Annotated in this window: 22 protein-coding genes and 3 pseudogenes; 15 read left to right on the top strand and 10 right to left on the bottom strand. The window is 70.5% G+C overall.

Annotation, left to right across the window (positions count from 1 at the left end):
- Nucleotides 1-150: 150 nt before the first annotated feature.
- Nucleotides 151-4,014 (bottom strand): S8 family serine peptidase, encoded by a 3,864-nt coding sequence (locus ACFY6U_RS05640; protein ID WP_390035255.1) that lies wholly within the window; start codon nucleotides 4,012-4,014, stop codon nucleotides 151-153.
- A gap of 382 nt (nucleotides 4,015-4,396) precedes the next feature.
- Nucleotides 4,397-4,750 (bottom strand): annotated as a pseudogene (locus ACFY6U_RS05635) (transposase); the annotation flags it as partial.
- On the opposite strand from ACFY6U_RS05635, the gene ACFY6U_RS05630 reads away from it, so the two are divergent.
- Nucleotides 4,749-5,324, top strand: a complete 576-nt coding sequence (locus tag ACFY6U_RS05630; RefSeq protein WP_390035254.1) for a hypothetical protein — start codon at nucleotides 4,749-4,751, stop codon at nucleotides 5,322-5,324. The pseudogene ACFY6U_RS05635 and the gene ACFY6U_RS05630 overlap by 2 nt on opposite strands.
- A gap of 466 nt (nucleotides 5,325-5,790) precedes the next feature.
- Here the strand turns inward: ACFY6U_RS05630 and ACFY6U_RS05625 are convergent, their stop codons facing one another.
- Entirely contained in the window at nucleotides 5,791-6,810 is a 1,020-nt protein-coding gene (locus ACFY6U_RS05625) for an aldo/keto reductase (protein WP_390035253.1), read from the bottom strand.
- Nucleotides 6,811-6,839: 29 nt separating this feature from the next.
- The gene (locus ACFY6U_RS05620; protein WP_390035252.1) at nucleotides 6,840-7,736 is read right to left on the bottom strand and encodes a helix-turn-helix transcriptional regulator; all 897 of its coding nucleotides are present in this window, start codon (nucleotides 7,734-7,736) and stop codon (nucleotides 6,840-6,842) included.
- Nucleotides 7,737-8,122: 386 nt separating this feature from the next.
- Between ACFY6U_RS05620 and ACFY6U_RS05615 the strand changes: the two genes are divergently transcribed.
- The 8 genes from ACFY6U_RS05615 (at nucleotide 8,123) to ACFY6U_RS05580 (ending at nucleotide 14,779) form a co-directional block, all read left to right on the top strand.
- Nucleotides 8,123-9,637, top strand: a complete 1,515-nt coding sequence (locus ACFY6U_RS05615) for an MFS transporter (RefSeq protein WP_390035251.1) — start codon at nucleotides 8,123-8,125, stop codon at nucleotides 9,635-9,637.
- A gap of 11 nt (nucleotides 9,638-9,648) precedes the next feature.
- Nucleotides 9,649-10,533 carry an aldo/keto reductase gene (locus ACFY6U_RS05610; protein ID WP_390035250.1) on the top strand — a complete coding sequence of 295 codons (885 nt, stop codon included), beginning with the start codon at nucleotides 9,649-9,651 and terminating at the stop codon, nucleotides 10,531-10,533.
- A 34-nt stretch (nucleotides 10,534-10,567) separates the two neighbouring features.
- Nucleotides 10,568-11,635 (top strand): NAD(P)-dependent alcohol dehydrogenase, encoded by a 1,068-nt coding sequence (locus tag ACFY6U_RS05605; RefSeq protein ID WP_390035249.1) that lies wholly within the window; start codon nucleotides 10,568-10,570, stop codon nucleotides 11,633-11,635.
- Between the two features lie 103 nt (nucleotides 11,636-11,738).
- A complete protein-coding gene (locus ACFY6U_RS05600; RefSeq protein WP_390035248.1) occupies nucleotides 11,739-12,110 on the top strand; it encodes a DUF2255 family protein in 372 nt (123 codons plus the stop codon).
- An 85-nt stretch (nucleotides 12,111-12,195) separates the two neighbouring features.
- Nucleotides 12,196-13,233, top strand: coding sequence for an alcohol dehydrogenase catalytic domain-containing protein (locus ACFY6U_RS05595; RefSeq protein ID WP_390035247.1), 1,038 nt, complete (start codon nucleotides 12,196-12,198; stop codon nucleotides 13,231-13,233).
- Complete coding sequence (locus tag ACFY6U_RS05590; protein WP_390035246.1) at nucleotides 13,230-13,529, top strand: carboxymuconolactone decarboxylase family protein; 300 nt, start codon at nucleotides 13,230-13,232, stop codon at nucleotides 13,527-13,529. Before ACFY6U_RS05595 ends, ACFY6U_RS05590 begins: the two co-directional genes overlap by 4 nt.
- A gap of 6 nt (nucleotides 13,530-13,535) precedes the next feature.
- Complete coding sequence (locus ACFY6U_RS05585) at nucleotides 13,536-13,880, top strand: hypothetical protein (protein WP_390035245.1); 345 nt, start codon at nucleotides 13,536-13,538, stop codon at nucleotides 13,878-13,880.
- Nucleotides 13,881-13,966: 86 nt separating this feature from the next.
- Nucleotides 13,967-14,779 carry a class I SAM-dependent methyltransferase gene (locus ACFY6U_RS05580; RefSeq protein ID WP_390035244.1) on the top strand — a complete coding sequence of 271 codons (813 nt, stop codon included), beginning with the start codon at nucleotides 13,967-13,969 and terminating at the stop codon, nucleotides 14,777-14,779.
- A 97-nt stretch (nucleotides 14,780-14,876) separates the two neighbouring features.
- On the opposite strand, the pseudogene ACFY6U_RS05575 reads toward ACFY6U_RS05580, so the two are convergent.
- The 3 genes and pseudogenes from ACFY6U_RS05575 to ACFY6U_RS05565 all read right to left on the bottom strand — a co-directional run.
- Nucleotides 14,877-15,685, bottom strand: a pseudogene (locus tag ACFY6U_RS05575) (IS5 family transposase); the annotation flags it as partial.
- A 413-nt stretch (nucleotides 15,686-16,098) separates the two neighbouring features.
- On the bottom strand, nucleotides 16,099-17,988 hold the full coding sequence (locus tag ACFY6U_RS05570; RefSeq protein ID WP_390035243.1) for an AMP-binding protein: 1,890 nt from the start codon (nucleotides 17,986-17,988) through the stop codon (nucleotides 16,099-16,101).
- Between the two features lie 180 nt (nucleotides 17,989-18,168).
- Nucleotides 18,169-19,080 carry an alpha/beta hydrolase gene (locus ACFY6U_RS05565; protein WP_390035242.1) on the bottom strand — a complete coding sequence of 304 codons (912 nt, stop codon included), beginning with the start codon at nucleotides 19,078-19,080 and terminating at the stop codon, nucleotides 18,169-18,171.
- 594 nt (nucleotides 19,081-19,674) lie between these two features.
- Here ACFY6U_RS05565 and ACFY6U_RS05560 point away from each other — a divergent pair.
- Together ACFY6U_RS05560 and ACFY6U_RS05555 are read left to right on the top strand one after the other, a co-directional pair.
- Complete coding sequence (locus ACFY6U_RS05560; protein ID WP_390035241.1) at nucleotides 19,675-20,517, top strand: enoyl-CoA hydratase/isomerase family protein; 843 nt, start codon at nucleotides 19,675-19,677, stop codon at nucleotides 20,515-20,517.
- 23 nt (nucleotides 20,518-20,540) lie between these two features.
- Nucleotides 20,541-20,684, top strand: coding sequence for an enoyl-CoA hydratase/isomerase family protein (locus tag ACFY6U_RS05555; protein ID WP_390035240.1), 144 nt, complete (start codon nucleotides 20,541-20,543; stop codon nucleotides 20,682-20,684).
- A gap of 481 nt (nucleotides 20,685-21,165) precedes the next feature.
- On the opposite strand, the gene ACFY6U_RS05550 is transcribed toward ACFY6U_RS05555, so the two are convergent.
- Complete coding sequence (locus ACFY6U_RS05550; protein WP_390035239.1) at nucleotides 21,166-22,179, bottom strand: NADP-dependent oxidoreductase; 1,014 nt, start codon at nucleotides 22,177-22,179, stop codon at nucleotides 21,166-21,168.
- Between the two features lie 158 nt (nucleotides 22,180-22,337).
- Here ACFY6U_RS05550 and ACFY6U_RS05545 point away from each other — a divergent pair, with 158 nt between their 5' ends.
- Nucleotides 22,338-22,847: a winged helix-turn-helix transcriptional regulator gene (locus tag ACFY6U_RS05545; protein ID WP_390035238.1), complete on the top strand. Its 510-nt coding sequence runs from the start codon at nucleotides 22,338-22,340 to the stop codon at nucleotides 22,845-22,847.
- Nucleotides 22,848-22,882: 35 nt separating this feature from the next.
- Here the strand turns inward: ACFY6U_RS05545 and ACFY6U_RS05540 are convergent, their stop codons facing one another.
- On the bottom strand, nucleotides 22,883-23,488 hold the full coding sequence (locus ACFY6U_RS05540; RefSeq protein WP_390035237.1) for a CGNR zinc finger domain-containing protein: 606 nt from the start codon (nucleotides 23,486-23,488) through the stop codon (nucleotides 22,883-22,885).
- A gap of 62 nt (nucleotides 23,489-23,550) precedes the next feature.
- On the opposite strand from ACFY6U_RS05540, the gene ACFY6U_RS05535 reads away from it, so the two are divergent.
- From ACFY6U_RS05535 to ACFY6U_RS05525, 3 genes and pseudogenes are all read left to right on the top strand, one after another.
- Nucleotides 23,551-24,423 (top strand): alpha/beta fold hydrolase, encoded by an 873-nt coding sequence (locus ACFY6U_RS05535; RefSeq protein ID WP_390035236.1) that lies wholly within the window; start codon nucleotides 23,551-23,553, stop codon nucleotides 24,421-24,423.
- A gap of 90 nt (nucleotides 24,424-24,513) precedes the next feature.
- Nucleotides 24,514-24,735 (top strand): annotated as a pseudogene (locus tag ACFY6U_RS05530) (IS1380 family transposase); the annotation flags it as partial.
- A complete protein-coding gene (locus tag ACFY6U_RS05525) occupies nucleotides 24,727-25,074 on the top strand; it encodes a PaaX family transcriptional regulator C-terminal domain-containing protein (protein WP_390036506.1) in 348 nt (115 codons plus the stop codon). The pseudogene ACFY6U_RS05530 and the gene ACFY6U_RS05525, both read left to right, overlap by 9 nt.
- Here ACFY6U_RS05525 and ACFY6U_RS05520 read toward each other — a convergent pair.
- Nucleotides 25,057-25,410, bottom strand: a complete 354-nt coding sequence (locus ACFY6U_RS05520; RefSeq protein WP_390035235.1) for an alpha/beta fold hydrolase — start codon at nucleotides 25,408-25,410, stop codon at nucleotides 25,057-25,059. The two genes, ACFY6U_RS05525 and ACFY6U_RS05520, sit on opposite strands and share 18 nt — an antisense overlap.

Genomic DNA, 25,410 nt, shown 5'->3' with positions numbered 1-25,410 from the left:
GCCGTGCCCCTCCCTCGCCGAGGCCGGCTCCGAGAAGCGGAACGGCCCGTTGAAGTTTGCACCGCGAGCCACCACCGGGCAAGCAAACGGCGGGTGCCCGGGCTTCCGCCCGGGCACCCGCCGTCGTTCAGCCGTTCCGCGGGGCCGCCGTCACCGCCCCGAGGAGGGGCCGCGGTGCAGGTAGGCGCGGTCGACCGTCTGCCGCACGGTGTTGCCCGCGGCGTCCACCGCGGTCACCCGCAGGCTGACGTACGCGTCCCCGTGCACCCCCGACGGCCGTTCGACCGCGGCGGTGAACCGCGTGCCGCCGTGCCGCGCGGTGCGGGCGGTGTGCGCGGTGTGCCAGGTACGGCCGTCGTCGTACGACGCCTCGACCTTGACCGTAACCCCGCGGGGGGCGGCCAGGCCGTCCGGCATCCGTACGTTCAGACCCAGCGTGTGCGACCGGCGCGGACCCACCGCGTTGCGGAGGTCCACCGGCGCGCTGTAGTCGACCTGGAGCAGCGGCAGCAGCGTGGCCGTCGCCGCGGTGTCCGAGGTGAACGTCCAGGACGTCCTGGTGCCGGTGCCGAACTGCCAGTCGGCGGAGGTACGGGCGGTGGTGAGGTCGAGCCGGTAGCCGGCCTTGCCCGCGGGCACCTCGAATCCGCCCCAGGCCCCGGTGCCGGACTGCGCCACGAGCCGGCCGTTGCGGTACACCTCGGCGTGGGCCACGTCGCTCGGGTCGCCCACCGCGGACACCGCGGCACCCGAGCCAACACCTCCACCCAGCGAGCTGGCCTCCGCGAACGACCAGTGGCCGGACTGGGAGTCGGTGAATTCCGGGATGTACAGGGACAAGGTGTCGCCGTTGCGCACCGAGCCGGGCCAGCCCGTCACACCGTGCGGGATCGACGGGCGCACCGGCCCCGCGAACCACTTCTCCGCGGCGTGCTGTCCGGGCCGGTAGGTGCGGGCGGCGTCCTGCATGCCGACGCCCAGCTCGAGGTCGCGGTCCATGACGGTGTCGTGGTGCACGGTGTGGCTCCACAACGTGTCACCGGCCGTCACGTACTCGGTGCGCTGCTGTCCCACCGGCACGTCACGGGTGTACTGGTTCCAGGCGAACTCCTGGTAGGGGCGCCAGCCGAAACGCTGCTCGCTCCCCCAGGCCGAGGCGCCGGTGCGGGTGTAGGCGGCCTTCACCACCGCGCTGTTGCGTTCGCTGACCGTGTACACCAGCTTCTCGGGAACACGCTGCTGGGACACCTGCATCACGTCGTACAGGTAGGGGCTCTTCACCGTGCCGGAGAAGTCCACCGTGGTGGTGTGCTCACCGGCGCGCTTCAGCAGGTCGGTGCCCTCCGTCGCGCCGGCGCGCATGATCGGGAGCGCGAGGCGGTCGCCCTCCGGCTGCCAGCGCGTCCAGGGGAAGAAGCCCTCGGGCATGACGAGCATCAGCGCCTTGGCCCCGGCGTCCGCGGCGGCCTTCGCCAGCTCGGCGTCGTTGCCGAAGTCGTAGCGGACGACAGCGAGCTTCCCGCGCACATGGGCGGCCTTGAGGTCCGCGGCGGTGCCCGCTCCGGCGTCCACCGCGGTCAGCCGGACGCCCTTGTCGTCGAAGACCGGAGAGGTCGGCAGGTAGTACGGGACGAAGGGCGCCGAGGTGCCGGACACCTTCGCCCGCAACTGCGGGGCCGTCATCTGCCAGCGCGAGGCGAACTCGAAGGTGCCGTCGGTGACCTGCGCGGTCGGGCTGACGTAGATGCGCTTGGCGACGTCGAAGAACATCACGCCCTGGATCAGGCCGTGGCCCTCGATGCGCCGGTACGTCTGGTAGCTGAGGATCCCCCGCTGCTCGGCGGGCTCGGGCGTGCGGATCCGCACCTGGGTGACCTTGGAGGCGTCCAGCGTCACCGTGGTGTCCTTGGAGACCTTCACCTGCGGGTTGATCACCTCGACCAGTTCCTGGCCGTCCGAGGCGTTGTCCAAAGTGCTGAAGTCGACCTGGTAGGTGCCCTCCTCGACGACGGCGACCGCGGGGTCGGCGCTGGTGTACGAGACGAAGCCGTCCTGGCCCCAGATCGTCGGCAGCCAGCCCGGCAGCACCTTGCCCGCGCGGTCGCGGGCGATCACGGTGAGCCTGTGCTGCGGCGCGTGCACGACCAGGGAGAGCGTGGTGTGGGCGAGGACGGTGCCGTCCGCGCCGGTCGCGGTGGCGTAGCCGTAGTAGGCGCCGCGCTTGGCGTCCTTCGGGTCGGTGCTCAGCGGCACGTCGGCGGAGGCGCCGGGGGCGAGGTGGACGGTGTTCGCGCCGGGCGTGACGACACCGGCCGTCAGGGCCACGCCGTCGGAGTTGGCCAGGGCCACGCTCAGCTTCAGGTCCACTGCCTTGTCACCGGTGTTGCTGTAGTGCAGGGTCGCCGACTGCTGCTTGTCGCCGCCCAGCTGGACGGCGGGCAGCAGCACGCTGCCGGTGGCCGTGACCGCGCCCATGGCCGCGGCGACGTCGATCCGGCCGCCGCCCTGCTCGGTCACCTTCGTGCCCGGCACGGTGTGGGCGGTGCTGATCAGCGCGTCCTTCAACTGCTGGCCGGTCCAGCCGGGGTGCTGCTGGGCGATCAGCGCGACGGCACCCGCCACGTGCGGGGTCGCCATCGAGGTGCCGGACGCCGCCGTGTAGTTCGCGTCGACCGGGTCGCCCATCGTGGTGCCGGACGCGCGCGCGGCGACGATGCCGACGCCGGGGGCGGTCACGTCGGGCTTGACGGCCTTGTCGCCGAGGCGCGGACCGCGGCTGGAGAAGGAGGCGAGGGAGTCGTCGCGGTCCACAGCGCCCACCGTCAGCGCGGCGTCGGCCGCACCGGGCGAACCGATCGTGGAGTCCCCGTTCTCGCCCGCGTTGCCCGCCGCGACGACGAAGAGGGTGTCGCCAGAAGCGGACAGCGTGTCGAGGGCCTGGCTCATCGGGTCGGTGCCGTCGGTCGGCTCGTCGGAGCCGAGGCTCATGTTGACGACCTTGGCGTGCTCGGCGGCCGCCCACTCCATGCCGTCGATGACCTGCGACTCCGAGCCGTAGCCGTCGTCGCCGAGCACCTTGCCGATCAGCAGCTCCGCCTTCGGCGCCACACCCTTGCGGGAACCGGAGGACGCCGCGCCCGTACCGCCGACGATCGACGCCACGTGCGTGCCGTGCCCGAAGTGGTCCACGGTGTTCCCGCTGCCCGAGAAGTCCTTCGACTCCGCGATCCGGCCCACCAGATCGGGGTGGGCGGCGTCCACACCGGTGTCCAGCACGGCCACCTTCACGCCCTGGCCCTCGTACCCGGCCTTCCACGCCGCAGGCGCGTTGATCTGCGCCGTGCTGCGGTCCAGCACCGGTGCGACCCGGCCGTCCAGCCACACCCGCGGGGTCGCGGCGGCGCGGGCGGTGCCCTCGGCGTCGCCCGGGTTCAAGGCCTTCCAGAAGGCGCCGAGGTCGTCGTCCGCGACGCGCAGCGACCGCGCGCCGATACTGGCGAGGGTCCGCACCGGGGCCGATGCCTCGTTGAACGCGGCGACCCGGTCCGCGACGGCGGCCGCGGCCTTCTCGCTCTTCGCGGTCGTCCGGGCCACGCCGCCGCGCGGGGAGGCGGAGACGATCAGCGGCAGCGCGGAGGTGCCGGCCTCGTCGTAGCCCTGGGCGATCAGGGTGGAGACGTCGAACAGACGCCGGTCCAGCGTCCCGGCGGAGACCAGGTCCGCGGCGTCCGACGGCAGCACCGTCAGGTCGCCGCCGTCCTCCTGGTACGTGCGGAAGACGATGCCCGCACGGCCGGGTCCCGGCTCGACCGAGGCGGCGCGGCGGCCGTCTGCCCCCGGCGATACCGTCACGCGGTCGCCGGTCACCAGGCGTACGGTCACGGGCGGCGCGCCCTGGCCGTCGGCGGGTCGCGCCGCGGTGTCCTGGGGCGTCCGGGCGGAGGCGGCCGGTACGCCTCCGGCGGCCAGCAGCAATCCTGTCGATATCGCCGCCGTCAGGCGGATCCATGCCATCAGCCAAGCACCTCTCGTACAGCTGGGAGTCACGCGATGTCCGACAGAATCTGCTGTGGCGGTGAGCATGTCACTGGCCTCCGGTGTCACACCTGCGACATGTCTCAACGGCGCCACGGGGTGCGGCCGTGGCCCCCGCAAGGTGTCAGCGCGGCATTCCGCCGTGGGAGCGGGCGCTCAGGCCGCCGCGCCGACTCCGCCCGCAGCGCACGGACACCGTGATGGGTACGGGACTTGACCGCCCCGCGCCGAACGCCCGGCTGTGCGGCGACGTCCTCGCCCGCCTGACCCATGACGTGGACGCGGACCACCGCTTCGCGGTGCGCGGGGGGCGAGCGCGCGCAGGGCGCCGACCAGGACGGAGCGGTCTTCGACGGCGCCGGTGGTGGACGAACCCCACCAGCGGGTGATGACCGTAGGTTTTCTTCCATGTCGCAGCGGCGTCTTCATTGTCCGAGTACGCGATCACCAGCACCCCGTCGAGGTCGACAGTCACCGACCCGACCGCATCAGGCGCTTTCCGGTCGGCCAACCGCCAGACGTTTTCGCGCACTTCGGCCCGTGCGGCGAGGATGGCCTGCAGGGCTTTCTCGCCAGAGCCGGCGAGGGCGTCGACCAGACGCGAGACCGTCGGGTCGGAGGCGACCGCGCCGAACACGGCCGGCTCGGCCCGCAGCATGCCGACATCGGCCAGGCAGTCCCCGCCCAACGCGATCGCCAGTGCGACGTCCAGGATGTTCTACATCCCCTCCGGCAGCTACTGGGCGGTGACCTTCTTCAGCACCGGCTCGCTCAGCATGGTGCTCGCACTGCTGCATACGCTCTCCCCGGAGCTGCTCGCCCTACGCATCCAGGAGACCGTTCTGGGGGCCGGGTGCGGGATTCTGGCAGCCGCGCCGGTCGTCCCCACGAGTGTCCACACGGTCGCCGAAATGCGTCTGACGGAGTTGCTTGCCATTCTCGACCACCTCGCGCACTGCGCGCCGAAGGCCGGTGCCCCGAAGCCCGCACCCGATGCACCTGATCTCGATCAGGCGCTGGAAGCCTTCCGCAAGGCCTGCCGCCCTCTGGTGCACCCGCTCAATCCCCGACGCGCCGACCGCGCCCGGGTCCGCCGCGTACTCGAACGCGTGGAAGCCAGCTCCTTCCACGCGCGAAGCCTCGTCACCAAGACCGGACGTGCACGAGACGCAGCAGCGTGGCCCGCGCCTCAGCACTCGTCAACAACTCGGCAGGACCGAACGAACCAAGCCATCTTGCCCTCGCGGCCCTGTACTCCCTGCCCATGCACCGCCCGACCTGACAGCTGATAGCAGCCACAACCCGTGCACGTAGCCCTACCTGTCCGGGCATTCGCGTACGGGTTCCCCCGCGCCGCCGCTCAGGATTTTGTGAACCTGTGCGCTTCCTCGCGAGCGGCCCAGAAAATCCGCAGGCAGGAACAGGGCCACGAATACGCCGCCGCGCAGGCACTCCGGCCCGCACCGCTTCTGCGGACGGTTGCCGCGTGTTGCCGCTCAGCCGTGACGCTACCCGGGCGACAGGGGCGCGAAGATGGCTGTCGCCCGGAAACACCCGTCGGTTCGAAGCCTGACATGTGCGGTCTCTTCGATTTCGAGTGACCGCGATCTGCTGCGAGGAGCGCTATTTCTCAGTGCCGCACTTGCAGCGCCGAGGTGGGCTCGCACCGGCCGGGAAGCCGGTGGAGCGCCCGGGGCGGTTGTTCTCCGGTGGGCCGTGATGGTGTTCCGGCTCGGTTGGCCGAGCCGACTCATGTCAGCGGCGCCGCTGGTCGGCCCGCAGCTCGAAGTCTCCGTAGCTGTTGTCGACCGGGTTGACCGTGACGCCCGGGGCGCCGATCTCGTCGATGGCGTCGAGGATGTCGGAGGGGAGGGTGATGTCGGCGGCGGGCAGGAACGCCTCCAGCTGTTCCATGGTGCGCGGTCCGATGATCGCGGAGGTGACGCCGGGGTGGTTGATGACGAAGGCGACGGCGAGTTCGATCAGGGGGAGGCCGGCCTTGTCCGCCAGGGCGGCGAGCTGTTCTACGGCGTCGAGCTTGCGCTGGTTGGCGGGGGTGCTCATATCGAAGCGGGCCTGGGGGCGGGCGGCCGAGGCCGGTCCCTCGGTGGCGTTCTTGCGGTAGCGGCCGGAGAGCCAGCCGCCGGCGAGTGGGCTGTAGGTGAGGGTGCCCATGCCGTGCCGGCGCACGGTGGGCAGCACGTCCTCCTCGATGCCGCGCACGAGGATCGAGTACGGCGGCTGCTCGGTGACGAAGCGCTCCAGATGCCGCTCACGCGAGGTCCACTGAGCCTCGACGATCTGCGAGCCGGAGTAGGACGAGGAGCCGAGGTAGCGGACCTTGCCCTGGCGGACCAGGTCGGTGAGGGCGCCGAGGGTCTCGGCGACGTCCGTGTCGGGGCTGGGGCGGTGGACCTGGTAGAGGTCGATGTGGTCGGTGCCGAGCCGCCGCAGGGAGTTCTCGACCGCGCGGATGATCCAGCGGCGCGAACCGCCCCGCTGGTTGGGGTCGTCCTGGTCCATCGGCATGAAGAACTTGGTGGCCAGGAAGACGTCCTCGCGACGGCCCTTCAGCGCCTTGCCGACGATCTCCTCCGAGACGCCGGCGGAGTAGACGTCCGCGGTGTCGACGAAATTGATACCCGCGTCGAGAGCGCGGTGGATAATCCGGATCGAGTCGGCCTCGTCCTCGTTGCCCCAAGGTCCGAACATCATCGCACCCAGGCACAGCGGGCTGACCTGGACGCCGGTACGGCCCAGCGGTCGGTACTGCATGGAGTGGTTCTCCCTCGTTCGTGCGGGGGTCAGTCGTTGCCGGAGGGCACGACCGTGCCGGTGGCCGTCCAGCTCGCGAGCAGGTCCAGGGCCTGCTGCTCCGGGGAGTCCGGCTCGGGTGTGTAGAAGTTGAGGCGCAGGCCGGGGTCGGAGGGCAGTTCCATCGCCTCGTAGGGCAGGGCGAGGTCGCCGACGAGCGGGTGGTGAAGGTTTTTCGCGCCGGATCGGTGGAACTTCACGTCGTGCTGTGCCCACCTGCGGGCGAAGTCGCTGCTGCGGGTGGTCAGTTCGCCGATCAGGTCGGTGAGGGCCTTGTCGTGCGGCGCGCGGCCCGTCTCGGTGCGCAGGAAGGCGACGGCATCGTCGGCGCCCTTGTCCCAGTCGACCCAGAAGTCCTGGCTGGCGGGGTCGAGGAACAGAAAGCGGGCGCTGTTGACCGGTCCGCGCTGCGCGAACAGCGGTGAGTCGAACAGAGGCGCGTACAGCGCTCGTCCCAGGGCGTTGGCGGCCATGATGTCGAAGCGGGCGTTGCGGACGAACGCCGGCACGCCGGTCATCGAGTCGAGCAGCCGCAGAATCGTCGGCCGGACGCGCGAGGAGGTCACCGCCGGCCGGCGGCCGGACGGGCTGGCGGCCCGGGCCAGATCGTAGAGGTGGGTGCGTTCGGCCTCGTTGAGCTGCAGGGCGTGTGCGAGGGCTTCGAGGACCGAGTCCGATGCGCCGGCGAGGTTGCCGCGCTCCAGGCGGACGTAGTAGTCCACGCTCATGCCTGCCAGCAGGGCGACCTCTTCGCGCCGCAGCCCCGCGACGCGGCGGTTTCCGCCGTAGACCGGCAGCCCGGCCTGCTCGGGGGTGATCCTGGCCCGCCGGGTGCTGAGGAACTCCCGCACCTCGGCGGCCACGTCCTTCTTGGTGTGGTCGGTCATGCTCATTTCCTGGTGTCTTCGGCTGTCGCGCCCTCGGTGGACAGCTCCCGGCGTGAGCCGTCACGGAGGAAGCTCATCTCGAGCGTCGCCCGAACGCCGGCTGGCACATCGGTCCGGGAACGGGGGCCCGGCTCGGGCGGGGCCGGTCGCGTCGACCGCCGGACCGGACCTGACGTCGAGTACGGGGCACGGCGGACTCCTCTCGAGATACCTGCGCGGTGTGCCGGCTCATCCACGGTAGGTCGGCCTGGAGGGGCCTGCGAGGTACTGCCAGTACCTGGAAGAGCAGTGACTCCCACTGCCCCTCGAGGTGCCGTTACCTGGGAGAAGCCAGCAACTGGTGGCCCCGGAATCGGGCCGCACTCCCGATCGACACGAGGAAGACCGTGCACATAGCAGCCACCCACGACACCGGCGATGCCCCCGCCGGGCCAGTCGCCGACTCGGGCCGCCCGGGGGTGCCGAGCGGCGACAGGACCACCGCACCGCGCCGACAGGCACACCTGGAGCGTCGGTCCTCCCACGGCCCGGCGCACTCGACACTGATCCTCGCGATCATCTGCGTCAGTTACTTCATGGTCATCCTGGACAACTCGATCGTGTTCACCGGGCTGCCGCAGATCCGCTCCGACATGGGCTTCTCCGAGACGGGCCTGTCGTGGATCACCAACGCCTACGTACTGGTCTTCGGCGGGTTGCTGCTCCTGGGAGCGCGCGCCGGTGATCTCTTCGGCCACCGCAAGGTCTTCCTGTACTCGCTGGTGGTTTTCTCGCTGGCCTCGCTGCTGGTGGGCGCCGTCCAGAGCGCCTGGTGGCTGATCGCGGCCCGGGCGCTGCAGGGCGTCGGCGCCGCCGTTCTGGCTCCATCCGCGCTCTCCCTGCTCACGCGCAGCTTCGCGGAGGGCGAGGCCCGCAACCGGGCGATGGCCGCCTACAGCGCTGTCGCCGGTCTCGGCGCGGCGTTCGGGCTGGTCGTGGGAGGTTTGGTCGCGGACCTCATCTCGTGGCGGGCGGGGTTCTTCCTGAACGTGCCCATCGGCATCGTGATGATGGTGCTGGCGGTGCGCTTCCTGCCCGAGACCGAGCGTCGCGGCGGCCGGTTCGACGTGGCCGGGGCGCTGCTGGCAACCGTGGGCTCGACCGCGCTGGTCTGGGGCATCGTGAACGCCGCCGACCACGGCTGGACGGCACCGGCCACGCTGCTCCCCCTCGCGGCGGGCGTAGCGATGCTGGTGGTGTTCGTCTCGGTGGAGCGGCGGGCCGCGCAGCCGATCGTGCCGCTGCGGCTGTTCGCGAGCCGCGAGCGGTCCGGTGCCTACGTCACCCGGATGCTCTACATGGGCGCGATGATGGGCTTCTTCTTCTTCACCGCGCAGTTCGTGCAGAGCGTCTACGGCTGGACGCCTTTGCAGGCGGGCCTGGCCTTCCTGCCGATGACGCTGGTCAACTTCGTCTTCGCGGTCCGCGTGCCCCGGCTGCTGGAGCGGTTCGGCAGGCCCCGGGTCCTGGCCGCGGGGGTCGCGCTGACGACCGTGGGCATGGCCTGGCTGAGCCGCCTGGACCTGTACACCCCCTACCTGACCGGTGTGGCCCTGCCGATGGTGATCATCGGCGCCGGCCAGGGCCTGGCACTGGCCCCGATGACCTCAAGCGGCGTCGACGGCGTCGCACGTGAGGACGCGGGGGCCGGCTCGGGCCTGGTCAACACCGTGCACCAGATCGGCAGCGCACTGGCCCTGAGCATTCTGACGGCCGTGGCCGCCACCGTCTCCACCGGTCACGCGGCCGCCGACATCGCGGCCCGCTCCGGCACCGCGCTGACGGGCTCCGCCGTCCTGCTCGCGCTGGCCGTCGCCGCCGTCCTCACCCTGATCGTGCCCGCACGGGCGTCCCGCAAGTAAAGGACTACGTGATGCAGACCCTCACTCTCAACAACGGCGTCCAGATGCCCGCTCTCGGCCTCGGCGTCTTCCAGACCCCGCCCCAGGAGACGATCGCCGCGGTCACGGCCGCGCTGGAGCTCGGCTACCGGCACATCGACACCGCCGCCGCCTACGGCAACGAGCGGGAAGTCGGCCAGGCCCTGCAGACCTCCGGCGTCCCGCGCGAGGAGATCTTCGTCGAGACCAAGATCTGGATCAGCGACTACGGCTATGACGAGACCCTGCACGGCTTCGACAAAAGCGCTGCCAAGCTGGGCGTCGACCAGATCGACCTGCTCATCCTGCACCAGGCCCTGCCGTCGGACTTCGACAAGACCCTCGCGGCCTACCGCGCCCTGGAAAAGCTCCTGGCCGACGGGAAGGTCCGCGCGATCGGCGTCAGCAACTTCATGGTCGACCACCTCACCACACTCCTGGACACCACTTCCGTCGTTCCGGCCGTCAACCAGCTTGAGATCCACCCCTACTTCCAGCAGCGCGCCGTCCTCGACTTCGACACCGCCCACGGCATCCTCAACCAGGCGTGGTCCCCCATCGGCGGCATCACCTTCTACCCCGGCTACGGCGACCACCGCACAAGCGTCCTCGAAGACCCGGCCGTCACCCAGATCGCCGAGGCCCACGGCAAGAGCCCCGCCCAGGTGCTGCTGCGCTGGGGCATCCAGCAGGGCCGCTCCGTCATCCCCAAGTCCACCAAGCGCCACCGCATCGCCGAGAACATCGACGTCTTCGACTTCGACCTCACCGCCGACGAGCTGGCCGCCCTGGACGCGCTGGAGACCGGCCGGCGCGGCGGGCCCGAGCCGGAGAACGTCACCCTCGCCGCCTACGGCCGCGCCATCCCCGAAGCCTGACCTTCACCCCGTACGATCTGCAAAGGGAACCACAGTGCCCACCACCGTCCACGCCTTCGGGGCCCCCGAGGCCGGTAAGCCCCTCGCCCCCGTCACCATCGAGCGCCGCGACGTCGGCCCCCACGACGTCCGGATCGACATCCTGTACTGCGGGATCTGCCACTCCGACATGAACTTCGTCGATGGCTCCTTCGACCCGCTCCCGGTCAGCCCGCTCGTCCCCGGCCACGAGATCGTCGGCCGCGTCACCGAAACCGGCTCCGACGTCAGCCGGTACCAGGCCGGCGACCTGGTCGGCATCGGCTGCATGGTCAACTCCTGCCGAGAGTGCGACAACTGCCGGGCGGGCCAGGAGCAGTACTGTCTGAAGGGCCACACCCTCGTCTTCGGCAGCCCCGACCCCGCCGAGCCCGGCGCCCACACCCAGGGCGGCTACTCCGAGGCGATCGTCGCCCCCGACGACTTCGTGGTCCGCGTGCCCGAGGCCCTCGACCCTGCCGCCGCCGCGCCGCTGCTGTGCGCGGGCATCACCGTCTACGCCCCGCTCAAGCGGTTCGGCGCCGGATCGGGCACCAAGGTCGCGGTCGTCGGCCTCGGCGGGCTGGGCCACCTCGGCGTGAAGATGGCCAAGGCTATGGGCGCCGACGTGACCGTGCTGTCCCAGTCGGAAAGTAAGCGCGAAGCCGCCGCGACCCTCGGCGCCGACCACTACGCCGTGACCGGCGACGGGACTGCGTTCACCGAGCTGGCCAACACCTTCGACATCATCCTCAACACCGTCAGCGCCCCGGTGTCCCTGCCCGACTACCTCGGCATGCTGCGCCTGCACGGCACGATGGTGAACGTCGGCGTGACGACGGAGCCGATGCCCGTGGACGTCTTCACGCTCTGCCAGAACGGCCGCTCCTTCGTGGGGTCGCTGTTCGGTGGGATCGCCGAGACCCAGGAGATGCTCGACTTCGCCGCCGAGCACCAGGTCACGGCCGACATCGAGCTGATTGGCTCGCAGGACATCAACACCGCATACGAGCGCATCCACGCCTCCGACGTCCGGTACCGGTTCGTGGTCGACGGCTCGACCTTCACCGGCCTGAGGGCGTGACATGCCTGATACGTCTCGGCGCATGACGGCGGCAGGGTGGCCGAGGCTTCTCGGCCGGCGTCCAACAGATGCTTGCAGTCCCCGTCCATGGAAGGTGAGAACCATGACCACCTGGAACGACTCCGACCTGACCAGCATCGGCGCGGCGGAAGAACTGGACCTGGAATCCGAACGCGGCGACGGTACTCTCCGCGCCCCGGTGACCATGTGGGTCGTACGCGCCGGTGACCGGCTCTACGTCCGCTCCGTCAAAGGCGTCGACGGCCCCTGGTACCGCGGCACCCGCTCCCGTCACCGAGGACGTGTGGCGGCCGGCGGCGTCCGGGCCGACGTCACCTTTCACGACGCCGACCCCGGCGAGTACGCCGCCGTGGACGCGGCCTACCGGGCTAAGTACGGCCGCTACACCAGCATCGTCGAGCACGTCCTGACCGACCGGGCCCGCGCCGCCACCCTGTGTCTTGATCCGCGCTGACCCAGCCGACAGTCCGCGCGTGCTGGCAGCCGGCCGTCACTCCAGCTCACAGAGTTACTGAAAGCCACGAAAGGCAAGTTTTTCCATGCGTGCCACCTTCATGTACGGGCCCGGAGACGTTCGGGTCGAGAACGTCCCCGACCCGAAGATCGTCGATTCCACGGACGCGGTCGTCCGCATCACCTTGGCCTGCGTGTGCGGCTCCGACCTGCACCCCTACCATTCGATGGACAAGACCGACGAGGGCACCCCGATGGGGCACGAGTTCCTCGGCGTTGTCGAGGAGACCGGTTCCGAGGTCCGCGGCCTCCAGCGCGGCGACTTCGTCGTTTCCCCGTTCGCCTTCGCCGACAACACCTGTGCGATCTGCCGGGACGGCTTTCACACCGCCTGCCCGCACGGCGGCTGGTACGGCGCCAGCGGTGTCGGAGGCGCTCAGGCCGAGGCCGTCCGGGTGCCGCAGGCCGACGGCACGCTGGTGAAGATCCCCACTGACGTCGACGCCGCGCTGCTGCCCTCGCTGCTCGCCCTGAGCGACGTCTACCTCACCGGCTACCACGCCGCCCACATGGGCCGCGTCGAGCCGGGCAAGACCGTCACCGTGATCGGCGACGGCGCCGTAGGACTGTCCGCGGTGCTCGCCTCCCGCCGTATGGGTGCGGAGAAGATCATCCTCATGGGGCGGCACACCTCCCGCACCGACCTCGGCCGCGAGTGGGGCGCCACGGACGTCGTCGCCGAGCGCGGCGAGGAGGGCATCGCCAAGGTGATGGAGCTGACCGGCGGCGAGGGCTCCCACGTCGTGCTGGAGGCCGTCGGGCTGATGCCGGCCTACGGGCAGGCGTACGGCATCGTCCGCCCCGGCGGGATCATCTCCCGCGTCGGCGTCCCGCAGTACGAAGAGGCACCGGTCGGGTTCGGGTCACTGTTCGGGAAGAACGCCCAGCTGGCCGGCGGCCCTGCCCCGGTGCGCGCCTATCTGGAGCCCGCTATCGCCGATGTGCTGGCCGGCCGCATCGACCCGGGCAAGGTGTTCGACGCCGAGGTCGCGCTGGACCAGGTCGCCGACGCCTACAAGGCCATGGACGAGCGTAGCCGCCTGAAGGTACTGGTGCGCCCGTGACCACCCGCAAGCCCAACGCAGCGGCCACGGCCGCGCACGAGCGGCTCTTTCCCGGCCACGTCTCCACCCTGGCGGTCACCGATCCGGAGCTGATCGAGTACTTCGACAACTTCGCCTTCGACGCAGTCCTCCAGCACACCGGCGAGGTCGACGAACGCACCCGGCTGATGACGCAGCTTGCCGCGATGATCGCCGTCGGCGCGGTGGCCGAGTACCGGGTGATGCTCGGTGCCGCACTCACCGTCGGCGTCACCCCGGTGGAGGCGAAGGAGATCGTCTACCAGGCGGTTCCGTAGGCCGGAATGGCCCGTGTCTTCGACTTCCTGCACGTCACCAACGACGTCCTGAGGGAACGCGGCATCGCCCTGCCGCTGGAGGGCCAGTCCACCACCAGCCCGGAGACGCGGATGGATCAGGGCCTGGCGGTGCAGAAGCAGATCGTCGGCGACGCGGCCGTGGACGCGATGTACGCGAACGCCCCCGTAGACGAGCAGCACATCCAGCGCTTCCTGAGCGGCAACTGTTTCGGCGATCACTACACCCGCACCGGCATCGACGTGCCCGTCCGCGAGATGCTCGCCGCGCTCGGCGGCGCGGACGCCCAAGTCAGGGGACACGTCTCCGGCGCCCTCAGTGCGTGTTTCTGAACCCGCGTCGCAGTTGATCAGCGATGGGTTAGCGTCAGGTCCGCCGGGTCGTGATCGCGGCGGTGGTTGTTCCGGGGAGGGGACGAGTGGTGCAGACGGTGTTTGATGAGTCCGAGCGACGGGCGTGGGCGGGGCAGGCCGATGCCTATGCTGCGAGTTTTGCCAAACTCTGTGCGTATCCGGTGTCTGGGCTCCTCGACGCTGCCGGGGTCAGGGAGGGTGTTCGGGTCCTCGATGTCGGGACGGGCACTGGCAGCGCCGCCGCAGTTGCATGTGAGCGGGGAGCGAAGGTGACGGCGGTGGATGCCGAACCCGGCATGGTCGCCCGGGCCGCGCTGGCGGCTCCGGAAGCTGACGTGCGGCTTGCCGCTCTGCCTCGCCTGCCGTTCGCCGACGACGAGTTCGATGCCGTGGTCGGCAACTTCGTTCTCAACCATGTCGGACGACCTCGGGAAGCCCTGAGGGAGTTGCGCCGGGTGACGCGGCCGGGCGGGCGGATAGCCGTCACCATCTGGGCGGCTCCCGCGGCCGCCGGGCAGGCCCTGCTGGGCAGGGCTGTCCAGGCGGCAGGCGTCACCCGTCCAGCTCACCTGCCCGCTCTTGCTCCCGAAGACGACTTCCTCCGTACTGAACAGGGGTTCGCCGCGTTGCTCGGTGAGGCGGGTCTGACGGACGTCGTCTGCGACACCTTGACCTGGGACCACCAGACGACGCTTGAGGAGTGGTGGAGCGGACCGGCCGCCGGAGTGGCGACGATCGGCCAGATCGTGACGAGTCAGGACCCGGTGGTCATTGCCGAGATCAAAAACCACTTCGAGTCGTTGTGCGCGGAGTTTGCCGGTCCGGGCGGTGTACTCGTGTTGCCTCACGCAGCCCTGATGGCGCATGGCCAGGTTTGACGTTGCCCTGCCCAAGGGGATGGGCTGAGGCTTCCTTCGTCCAGCTGACCTTCGCCGGTCAGCCGCCGGCAGCGGGCTGTTTCCTCGGCCGGCTGGGCGTCGCGCCTTTCCGCGCGAGGCGCCTGGTCATGAGGGTGATGGCCGCCCAGGTGCTCAAGGTTTCGGAGTGTTGGATGAGCCGTTCGTAGTCCCTCGCGTGGCGGCGGGCGTGCATCATCCAGGCGAGCGACCTCTCGACGATCCAGCGACGGGGCAGCACGACGAAGCCGGAGGCGTCCTTGGGGCGGCTGACCGGCTTGATCGTGAGGTTGAGGTGCTGTTTCGCCCAGTCGACGAGCTTCCCGGCGTAAGCCGAGCCGGCCCACACGATCGTGATCTCGGGGTGCATCAGGCGCAGACGGAACAGCACCTCCTTCGCCGCTGCGGCGTCATGCAGGCCGGCGGGGGTGACCATGACCATGAGGGGCAGGCCGCGGGTGTCGACGACCAGGTGGCGCTTTCGGCCGTTGATTTTCTTGCCCGCGTCGTAGCCGCGGGTGGCCTTGGAGACCGTCTCAGCGGCTTTCACACTCTGGGAGTCGATCACGATGGCCACCGCTCGGGGCCTTTGCCCATGTCGCGGCGGATCCGCCCCGCCAACTGGTCACGGATCTGGCCGACGATTCCGGCCGCCGCCCAGCGGGCCATGAACCCCCAGACCGTGCGCCAGGGCGGGAAATCCGCAGGTAGGGCCCGCCACTTGCAGCCGGTGTCCACGACGTAGCGGATCGCGTCGACGATCTCGCGGCGGGGATGCTTTTCCGGCCGGCCGCCCTTGCTGGTCTCGCAGGCCGGGGTGGGCAGCAGCCCTTCGAGCAGGGCCCATTCCGCGTTTGTGGTGTCCGAGGGGTAGCGGCGTCGGCGCATGACGAGTGCCTTCGAACGAGCACGGCGGGCCGCCCGCAGGGCGGTCCCGCCGCAGGGTCAGGAGCTGTTGATTGGGAGGAAGGTCGGGGCTGCTTGGAGAGGTTCTTTGTGGGGGTTGGGGTGGTGTGCGGGGGGTGTTCGGGCTGTCGTGCTGTTCGCCGGGCAGTGCGGTCTATCTGGTTTCGTTGGTCGTGGGGTCGTACTGGCCGGGGTCCGCTGTCGCGTGGTGTATGCCTCGTTGGACTTGGCGGTGAAGTTCCTTGGGCGGATCAGTGTGGACACGGGTATGGTGCGGGCGGTCGGCACGGTGGTCGGCGGGAGTCGTCAAGGTGTCCGGTGCGTGGGAGGTGATCGGCACTGGCGTCTGTCGGTGTGGGACGTGCTCGCCGTGGTTCATGTCCTGGGGCAGTCGTTCACGGGGTGCGGTCGGCGTGGCGGAGGACGGGGCGCAGGGTTTCGATGACGGCGGGGTCGTCGACGGTGGAGGGGGTGGGTTCGTCGTGGCCGTCGGCGATGCCGCGCATGGTCTTGCGCAGGATTTTGCCTGAGCGGGTTTTTGGCAGGGCGGCCACGACCGTGACGTCGTTGAGGGGGGCGACGGGGCCGATGCGTGTCCGTACGAGCTGGACGAGTTCGGCCTCGGCCTGGCCCGGTTCTCGGTTGCTGCCTGTCTTGAGGACGACGAAGCCGCGCGGGATCTGTGCCTTGAGTGCGTCGGCGACGCCGATGACGGCGCATTCGGCGACGTCGGGGTGGGCGGCCAGGGCCTCTTCCATGGTGTCGGTGGACAGCCGGTGTCCGGCGACGTTGATGACGTCGTCGGTGCGGCCCATGACGAAGACGTAGCCGTCGTCGTCGGTGTGGCCGTTGTCGCCGGTGAGGTGGTAGCCGTCGTGGGCGGAGAGGTGGGTGGCGACGTAGCGGTCGTCGTCGTTCCAGAGGGTGGGGAGCGTGCCGGGCGGCAGGGGGAGCTTCACCATGATCGCGCCGTCGACGCCCGCGGGTACCGGCTCGCCCGAGGTGTCGAGGACGCGGATGTGCCAGCCCGGCAGCGGGCGGGTGGGGGACCCGGGCTTGGGGGGAGCGGCTTCGATGCCGACCGGGTTGGCGACGATGGGCCGGCCGGTCTCGGTCTGCCACCAGTGGTCGATCACCGGGATGCCCAGGAGGGTGCTCGCCCAGTGGTGGGTCTCGGGGGCGAGGCGCTCGCCGGCGAGGAACAGGTGGCGCAGGCCGCTCAGGTCGTGATCCGCAGTGAGCGTTCCCTTCGGGTCCTCCTTGCGGGTGGCCGGGAATGCGGTGGGCGCCGTGAACATGGTCTTGACCCGGTGGTCGGCGGCGACGCGCCAGAACTGGCCCGCGTCGGGGGTGCCGACCGGCTTGCCCTCGTAGAGGACCGTGGTGGCTCCGGCCGGCAGGGGCCCGTAGACGATGTAGGAGTGCCCGACGATCCAGCCGGCGTCGGTGCCGGTGAACATGGTCTCGCCGGGGCCCGCGTCGTAGACGGCGCCCATCGACCACTGGAGCGCGACCGTGTAGCCGCCGCAGTCACGCACGACTCCCTTGGGTTTTCCGGTCGTTCCGGACGTGTAGAGGATGTAGAGGGGATCGGTGGCGGCGACGGGAAGGCAGTCGGCCGGCGTTGCGGCCGCGACCGCGTCGGCCCAGTCGAGACCGTCGGGCCCCGACTCGGCCCGCTCCTGCGGGCGTTGCAGGAGCACGCACGTGTCGGGCTTGTGGGCCGCGAGTTCGATCGCCTGGTCGAGAAGGGGCTTGTACGCGATGACCCGCTTGCCCTCGATGCCGCAGGAGGCGGAGACCACGGCCTTGGGGGCCGCGTCGTCGATGCGCAGGGCGGGTTCGCGCGGGGCGAACCCGCCGAAGACGACCGAGTGCACTGCGCCGATGCGTGCACAGGCCAGCATCGCGACGGCGGCTTCGGGGACCATCGGCATGTAGATGACGACGCGGTCGCCGTGTCCCACGCCGAGCCCCGCCAGTGCTCCGGCGAAGGCCGCCACCTCGTCTCTCAACTGCGTGTAGGTGTAGGTGCGCCGGGTGCCGGTCACGGGGGAGTCGTAGACGAGTGCGGGCTGTTCACCCCGGCCGGCCTCGACGTGCCGGTCGAGTGCGTTGAAACAGACGTTGAGCCGTCCGTCGGGAAACCAGCGGTAGAAGGGCGCGCCCGAGGAGTCCAGGGCGCGGTGCGGAGTGGCATCCCAGTCGATGCCTTCCGCCGCCTTCAGCCAGAAGCTCTCCGGGTCCTCGGTACTGGCGCGGAAGACATCCTCGTACGTTCCCATCGCGCACTCCTTTGTGGCATCGGGACGGTGGTGTGGTTGCGTGCGGGACGGTGTCGGACACACGTACCGCATGGCGCCCGGTGTGGTCGAGCAGGATGCCGGTGACCGGTGGGCCGGTCACCGGCATCGCGGTGGTGCGGCGGCCTGGCGGGCAGGCCTGACGTCGGGCGCGGCTTTCGCTCACGCGCCGAGGTGCTTGCGCAGCCACTGGCCCATCTGCCCGATGGCCTGGTCCGCCTCGGGTACGCGGCCCGCGCCCAGGACGAACGAGTGCTGCCCTTCGGGCATCGCGTGGGTCTCGGTGGTGACTTTGAAGTCCGCGAGGCGGCGGCCGAGCTGCGCACCGTCGTCGGCGAGGGTCTCGTACTCGCCGTAGTAGACGAGCGTGGGCGGCAGGCCGGTCAGGTCGGCGTTCACGAGGCTGATCTCGGGGGATGTGAAGTCCGCGGCGGGGTCCTGCAGCCAGGCGCCCCTGAAGAGCTCCAGTGTGCCCCGGCTGAGCATCTTGTCGTTCGTCTCGTTGGCGTCCACTGCCGGGTTCTGGAGCGTGAGGTCGGTCCAGGGGGAGACGCTGACGATCGCGCCGGGCGTGGTCTCGCCGTTGGCGAGCAGGCGCAGCGGCAGCATCACCGCCAGGGTGCCGCCGATCGAGTGGCCGGTGCTGCCGATGTTCTGCGGCTGGTAGCCCTGCGCGAGCAGCCAGCGGTAGGCGGTCTCGGCGTCGTCGAGCTGAGCCGGATAGGGGTGTTCGGGTGCCAGGCGGAAGTCCACGACCAGGGAGCGGGCGCCGGCCGCCTTCGCGATGTGTCCCGCGGCCTTGCGGTCGGAGTGCATGGAGGCGGTGACGGATTTGCCGAAGTGGAAGTGGAGCAGCGCGCGGTCGGGGTCGGCACCCTCCGGGATGGCCCACAGGGCGGGGACGCCGTTCGCGTCGGCTTCGGCGTAGGTGACGCCTTCCGGCTCGCTCGACGCCTTGTGGTTGGAGTCGACGATGTCGCGGATGACGGCCAGGTCGAGGCCGGGTGTCGACGGCTTCGCGCTCACGCTCGCGAGGAACTCCGCGAACAGGTGTGCCTGGGGGCTTGCTCCCATGGTGGTGCTCCTTCTCGGGCGCGTGCCGTGCCCAGTTCCCCTGCGGCAGCCGGGCCGATGTGCCGGTCATGACGCCACTGGCTGGGTATAGAAAAGTAAACTCAGATCTGGGGTCGGCCTCATGGAGGCGAGGAGGCCCTTCAGGGCATCGGAGAGGGGCCCCCTCTCGACCGGGGGGACGTCCTGCGGCGCAATCGCCCCGGGCCCTGGAGGCCGGGGGTGAGACGTGGTCCGCTCTGATCCCGTGCGAGGTCGTGCAGTCGGTGAGGTGCTCGGTCACAGGGCGGCTGCTGGAGGGAACGCCGATGACGGGAGCGGGATCGAGACCGGGACGGGCGCAGGGCGAGCAGCCGTGTCGCGGTGATGAGTCCGACCTGGAGCCTGGGGTACCGGCGGCGAACGCGTCCCAGGGCGGGGGGCGAAGGCGGTGCCGCAGCCCCGCTGTGGCCGCCGGTAAGCCCGTCGGGCCGCTCCGCGCCTTGTGCAAGGATCTTGAGGTGCCTGGTGCCTGCCCCTCAGGCCCGCGGCGCCGGCAGCGGGTCAAGGAACGTGATGGCCGTGACAGCCGGGTCCGCGGGGACGAGATGACGAGCCGTGCCTGATACCGCTGCGGCCGGGATTCTCGCCGACATCCACCGGGGCGTCGGCCGCATCCTGCTGAACCGGCCCGGGGCGCTCAGCGCCCTGACCGCAGACATGGTCTCCGCCGTCGACCGTGCGCTCGCCTCATGGGAGCACGCACCGCTGTCCGCCGTGGTGCTCGCCAGTACCGGCACGAAGGCGTTCTGCGCCGGTGGGGACATCCGCACGATCCGCGAGCACAGCCTCGCCGGCGATGCCGAGGCCGGTGAGCGGTTCTTCGCCTCCGAGTACCGGCTCAGTGCCCGGATCGCCGCGTATTCCGTGCCGGTCGTGTCGCTCATCGACGGCCGGTGCGTGGGCGGCGGTCTGGGGCTGTCGGTCCACGGTGGCTTCCGTGTCGTCACCGAACGCGCGGTGCTGGCGATGCCCGAGACCGGGACCGGGTTCTTCCCGGACGTCGGGGCCGGCTGCTTCCTGCCGGGGCTGCCCGGCGCGATCGGCATGTACCCGGGGCTGACCGGGCAGAGGACCGACGCGGCCGACGCCCTGTACGCGGGGCTGGCCACGCATTTCGTTCCCGCGGACCTGCTGGACACGGCGGGGGACGCCCTGGCCGACAGCCCCGATGGGCCGGTGGACGTCGTCCTGAACCGTCTCGCCGGCCGTTCCCCGGTGGCGCAGAGCAGGCTGGCGGAGGTTCGCGGGGACGTGGACCGGGCTTTCGGCGCGTCGGCCCTCGGCGGGATCGGCAAACGCCTGCGTCGCCTCGACACCCCTTGGGCGGCAGCCGCGTTGGGCGCCCTGGAGTCCGCCTCGCCGCAGAGCCTGGAGATCACCCACGCCCTGCCGGCTTGAGGCGGACAGCGCACGTTGCGCGAGTGCCTGGAGGCCGAACTCGCCTCACGTGCACGGCCATCCGCACGCCGGACTTCCTGGAGGGCGTCCGGGCCGCCCTGGTCGACAAGGACCGCACTCCCATCTGGCAACGTGCGTCGCCGGGCGGACGGACGCTGCCGTCCTGAACACGTCCGCCGTGAGCAGGACATCGCCTTGCGCGAGGGGAGGGGCAGACGGGCCGCGCGTCTGCGAAACGGGAACGTATGGCCTCGCGGACTGTTGCGGCAGATGTTCGACCGGGCCGGGAGCCATGCGGCAGCCATACTGTCCATGACGGCCGGTCTGCCGCTGATGGGAGCGGTCTGGCCGCGTCCGTACAGAGCCGGATCTCATCGACCACGGCGGCAGCGTGCCACCGTTGTCGCGGTTGCGCGCGTTCTGGACCGGGTGGTGGCGAGGAACGATCTGCCGGGATGTGGGGCGGCAGGGCACACTTCGCGCGGGCATCCGAAGCCGCGCGCCGCGCTGTGCCGCGGGCATACGGCGTGCCGAATGACCCGGACCCCTGCAACTGCAGCTCTCCGCGACATGGTTGCGATGTGGACCGCCAACGGGGTCGTCCTGTGATGACGGTGCCGGAACGGAGGGGCTGTTGCCGGCCGCGTCTCAGTCGTTGTCGGGAACCATGGAGACCACGATCTTGCCGGCCTTGGTGCGGCCCTGCTCGGCATATGCCATCGCCTCGAGCGTCTGGTCGAAGGGGAAGGTGCTGTCGATGACCGGGCGGAGCTTCCCGCTGTCGTAGAGGGCGCCGAGTTTGCGCAGCTGGGAGCCGTTGGCCTCCATGAAGAAGAACTCGTAGCGCACGCCCAGCGCCTTGGCCCGCTTGCGGATCTTGCGGCTGAGGGTGTTCATGACCAGGCCCAGGAAGGAGGGGGCGCCGAGCTGCTTGGCGAAGGCGGCGTCGGGTGGGCCGACGACACTGATGGCCAGGCCGCCGGGCTTCAGCACGGTCAGCGACTTCTCGAGGTTCGCCCCGCCCACGGAGTCCAGCACCAGGTCGTAGCCGGAGAGCACCTTGGAGAAGTCCTCCTTGGTGTAGTCGACGACGAGGTCGGCGCCGAGGTTCTCGACCAGCTCCCCGGTCTCGGTGTTCGCGGTGGTCGCCACCGTGGCGCCGAGGTGCTTGGCGAGCTGGATGACCGTCGACCCGAGGCCGCCGGCTCCGGCGTGGACGAGCACTTTCTGCCCCGGCTTCACGTGGGCGCGCTCGACGAGGATCTGCCAGGCGGTCAGGGCCACCAGCGGCACCGCGGCTGCCTCCTCCGGGGAGAGAGAGGCCGGCTTGGGGGCGACATCGTCCGCGTCGATCGCGATGAACTCCGCGAAGCCCCCCACCCGCAGGTCGCGCGGACGGGCGTAGACCTCGTCGCCGACCTCGAAGCCGCGTACGGCGGAACCGACCCTCGTCACCACGCCCGCCACGTCGTGGCCGAGCACGAACGGAAGCTTGTACTTCAGCAGCTGCTTGAACTCCCCGTTGCGGACCATCTTGTCCAGCGGGTTGATGCCGGCGGCGCTCACTCTGACCAGGACGTCGCGGTCTCCGACGGTGGGCTCGGGTACCTCTGCGGCGCGTACGCCGTCCTTGCCGTACTTCTCGACGACGAACGCCTTCATGCCGGCGGCCTTCCTGTGCGGGTGTCCGGGTGGTCGATGCGATTCATCCGGCAGGTCCCCCTGCGCGCCCGTTTCCCGTGCGGCCGGGTTGATGTGCCGACCGTGACGCTACTTGCTGAGTATGGAAAAGTAAACTCAGGTGAGGTTAGAATCAGCCCATGGATGCAACGACCGAAGCTCTGCAGGACGCCGGCGTGGACCCCCGGCTCGACCGGGACGCGTCGAACTGCTCGATCGCCCGGACCCTTGAGGTCGTGGGCGAGAAGTGGACGATCCTGATCCTGCGCGAGGTCTATTACGGCTCGTCCCGTTTCAGCGAGTTCGAACGCGTCCTCGGCTGTCCCCGCAACCTCCTCGCGGCGCGGCTTCGGATGCTCGTCGAGGAAGGGATCCTGGCCACCGAGGCCTACAAGGAGCCGGGCTCGCGGAGCCGGCCGAAGTACGTGATCACCCCCAAGGGTGTGGATCTGGTCCCGGCCGTGATGGGGCTCCTGCAGTGGGGCGACCGCTACCGCGCCGACCCGGAGGGCCCGGCCATGCTGTCCAGGCACCGTGGATGCGGCGCGCACGTCGACGCCCAGATCCGCTGCGACCGGGGCCACGCCGTACAGCCGGAGGACATCGAGAGCATCCCCGGCCCCGCCTTCCGCCTCAGGCCCGCCGAGTGAACTGAGCGCGGTGGTGCCAGGAGCTCGTGATGGGCTCAGTCTGCCGGGGTGTCCTCACTGCGTCTGGCCCGGGCCTGGTGGAGGCGGACCTTCGTGCGGTTGCCGCAGCGGGACATGGAGCACCAGCGGCGGTTGCGGGCGGGGGAGCGGTCCACGAAGCGCAGGGCGCATTCGTCCGCGCCGCAGACACGTACCCGCCGGATCTCGGCGGACAGGAGCAGATCGACGGCGTCCTGGGCGATCAGCGCCAGCGCGGCTGAGGCGTCGGCGGCGATGCTCGCGGTTCCGGCGCTCTCCAGGCGCCCGTCCGTGACGGCGATCTGCAAGGCGGGTCGAGGAGCCTTTGCTGCTGATCGGTTGAGCACGGTGATGTCGCCGGACAAGGGCAGCCGGTTGTCGGCGACCGCGAGTACGGCCCGGTCGACCGTCTCGCGCAGTCGTCGGCCCGACGCCAGGACGGCGGCATCGCCGGGGTCCGGGATGCCCGGTGTGAGCAGGCCGGCCTGCCGAAGCCAGAGGACCAGGTCGTCCGGGTTCCGGAGAGTCTCCTCCGGCGCGGTCCGCCACCGGTAGCGGAGGGTGTTGGTGAAGTCCAGGCAGACCCGCCCGCCGTCCCAGATCCACATGCCGTCCGTTGCCACTCCTCCATTCTGCACGTTAGCTTAACCGTCTAAGACGGTTAGCCGTGCCGGGAGGCGCATTGATGGGACAGCCGGCAGTGACGACCGGAGTGACGCAGGTGGACGGGGTCCGCCTGCACTGCGTCCGAGCGGGATCCGGCCCCCTGCTCGTGCTGCTCCACGGCTGGCCGCAGACCTCCGACTGCTGGCGGCCGGTGCTGGCGGATCTCGCGGCCGACCACACGGTCGTGGCGCCCGACCTGCGCGGCTACGGCCTGAGTGACAAACCCGCGGCCGGTTACGACAAGCGGCGGATGGCTGCCGACATCGCCGGTCTCGTCGAGGCGCTCGGCTTCGAGAAGGCCGCGGTCGTGGGGCACGACCGCGGCGCCCGTGTGGCGCACCGTTGGGCGCTGGATCGCCCCGAGCAGGTGGAGCGGCTGGCCGTACTCGACATCGTGCCCACCCGGGAGATGTTCCGCCGCTTGGATGCCTCCCTCGCCTCCGGGTACTGGCACTGGCTGTTCCAGATGCAACCCGACCTGCCGGAGCGCCTCGTGGGACGCGACATCCGCGGATATCTCGAGTACTTCTTCGAGCGCTGGACCTACAACCGCCACGGCCTGACACCCGAAGCGGTCGACGCCTACGTCCGGGCGTTCTCCCGTCCGGGTGCCCTGCGCGCGAGTTTCGACGACTACCGCGCCATGGAGCAGGACGTCGCCCTCGACGACATCGACGCCGCCGAGGGCCGGCGCCTCACCATGCCGGTACTGGCGCTGTGGGGTTCCGTGGGGCTGCCCTCCCGCCTGCCGACGCTGGAAATCTGGCGCGAGTACGCGGACGACGTCACCGGTGCCGAGATCCCCGAGTGCGGCCATTTCATCCCGGAGGAGCAGCCGACAGCGCTGCTGGCGCATCTGCGGCCTTTCCTGGCTGACGGAAGGGCTGTTTAGCCCGGGCCTTTCAGGAAGCCTGCCCGCGGTTCATGATCGGAAATGAGGAAGGTGTGCTATCTGGGATGATCTGGGCTGTCGAAGGCCCTGATCGTTCGCCATGGAAGGAGCACCTGCCGAGTGAGGGCTACCGGGTCGCGTCCGAAGACCATCGTGAGTGCTGACGGGCGTGGCGTGGTCGGTCACGCCGGTGCCCGGCTGCTCGCCGACGCCGCCGAAGGGACCGGCCTGACCGCAGCGTGTGGTGATGCCCTGGCCGGGTTGCGGCAGCGCCGCGGTGTGCATGACCCCGGCCGGGTCGCCATATTCGTTAAGGAATGGCGGTGGTGGGCGACGCCCCGGGACGAGCGGGTCCGCGGGGGCGAGGCCTTGGCCGCCAGGCCCCGGCTGTTGGACGCGTACCGCCGGTTCCCCGCCCTCGATCCGCAACTATCGCAGCACCTGATGCCCACCGGCTGGCCCCGTGAACAGGCCCGGCGCTTGTTCGAGCACGGCTACGACGGGCTGGGTGAGCACGGCTACGACGGGCTGGGTGAGCGCGCCGAAGAGCGGGTTCGCGAGATCCTCACCGCGGCGGGGCTCGACGTGCCCGCCGGCCTCGGGCACCACACCGTCGCGCAGCTGAGCACAGTCTCATGGCAGGCCGAATGACCCGCACGGGCGGGAGACGGCTACCCCGGAGGCGGTGTCCGCGGTGGGGAAGACGTGCCGGGTGGGCACGATGTCCAGGACGGCGGCGCGCCTGACCCGGGCGGGGTGATCGAGGCACATCCGGTGCAGGACGCGGGCACCGCGGTCGTGTCCGACCGCGGCGAAGGTGTGGAAGCCGAGGCTCGCTGTCACCGCGACATGGTCCGCGGCCATGGCACGTTTGCTGTGCTCGGTATGGTCGGCGCCGGCGACCGGTTTCGCGGAGCCGCCGTAGCCCGCAGCTCCGTCAGCACGACGGTGTGGCGCTGCGCCAGGATGGGGGCGATCTGATGCCAC

This window comes from Streptomyces sp. NPDC013157 (assembly GCF_042899865.1).
GTDB lineage: Bacteria > Actinomycetota > Actinomycetes > Streptomycetales > Streptomycetaceae > Streptomyces.
The sequence above is the reverse complement of the archived record's forward strand: the minus strand, read 5'-3'. Positions and strand labels throughout refer to the sequence as shown.

What these genes read in the sequence shown, in the direction of transcription:
- ACFY6U_RS05640 (WP_390035255.1), bottom strand. Translation starts at nt 4,014, where the DNA reads ATGGCATGGATCCGCCTGACGGCGGCGATATCGACAGGATTGCTGCTG.
- ACFY6U_RS05630 (WP_390035254.1), top strand. Translation starts at nt 4,749, where the DNA reads ATGTTCTACATCCCCTCCGGCAGCTACTGGGCGGTGACCTTCTTCAGC.
- ACFY6U_RS05625 (WP_390035253.1), bottom strand. Translation starts at nt 6,810, where the DNA reads ATGCAGTACCGACCGCTGGGCCGTACCGGCGTCCAGGTCAGCCCGCTG.
- ACFY6U_RS05620 (WP_390035252.1), bottom strand. Translation starts at nt 7,736, where the DNA reads ATGACCGACCACACCAAGAAGGACGTGGCCGCCGAGGTGCGGGAGTTC.
- ACFY6U_RS05610 (WP_390035250.1), top strand. Translation starts at nt 9,649, where the DNA reads ATGCAGACCCTCACTCTCAACAACGGCGTCCAGATGCCCGCTCTCGGC.
- ACFY6U_RS05600 (WP_390035248.1), top strand. Translation starts at nt 11,739, where the DNA reads ATGACCACCTGGAACGACTCCGACCTGACCAGCATCGGCGCGGCGGAA.
- ACFY6U_RS05595 (WP_390035247.1), top strand. Translation starts at nt 12,196, where the DNA reads ATGCGTGCCACCTTCATGTACGGGCCCGGAGACGTTCGGGTCGAGAAC.
- ACFY6U_RS05585 (WP_390035245.1), top strand. Translation starts at nt 13,536, where the DNA reads ATGGCCCGTGTCTTCGACTTCCTGCACGTCACCAACGACGTCCTGAGG.
- ACFY6U_RS05570 (WP_390035243.1), bottom strand. Translation starts at nt 17,988, where the DNA reads ATGGGAACGTACGAGGATGTCTTCCGCGCCAGTACCGAGGACCCGGAG.
- ACFY6U_RS05565 (WP_390035242.1), bottom strand. Translation starts at nt 19,080, where the DNA reads ATGGGAGCAAGCCCCCAGGCACACCTGTTCGCGGAGTTCCTCGCGAGC.
- ACFY6U_RS05550 (WP_390035239.1), bottom strand. Translation starts at nt 22,179, where the DNA reads ATGAAGGCGTTCGTCGTCGAGAAGTACGGCAAGGACGGCGTACGCGCC.
- ACFY6U_RS05545 (WP_390035238.1), top strand. Translation starts at nt 22,338, where the DNA reads ATGGATGCAACGACCGAAGCTCTGCAGGACGCCGGCGTGGACCCCCGG.
- ACFY6U_RS05535 (WP_390035236.1), top strand. Translation starts at nt 23,551, where the DNA reads ATGGGACAGCCGGCAGTGACGACCGGAGTGACGCAGGTGGACGGGGTC.